Annotated in this window: 1 protein-coding gene; it reads right to left on the reverse strand. The window is 40.3% G+C overall.

Going from position 1 to position 211, the window contains the following annotated elements:
• Window positions 1-211, reverse strand: a 211-nt coding sequence (locus tag ADF62_RS07320) for a MucBP domain-containing protein (protein ID WP_152901336.1), incomplete at both ends; no start/stop codon positions are given.

Here is a 211-nt window from a genome sequence, read left to right on the forward strand (position 1 = left end):
GCCATTTGGAAGTTTCTTAGTCTCTACGAAGCGGTAACCTGGAATATCTTTCTTAGGTTGTTCGCCGTCTTCTGTTGGATAATTTGGAATTTCATTGCCATCTTTATCCTTGTGACTTGTCTTAACTTTTTCGTAAACGTGTTCGATGTCGCCATTTGGAAGTTTCTTAGTCTCTACGAAGCGGTAACCTGGGATATCTTTCTTAGGTTGT

This window comes from Streptococcus sp. 1004_SSPC, assembly GCF_001069025.1.
Classification (GTDB): Bacteria; Bacillota; Bacilli; order Lactobacillales; family Streptococcaceae; genus Streptococcus; species Streptococcus vestibularis.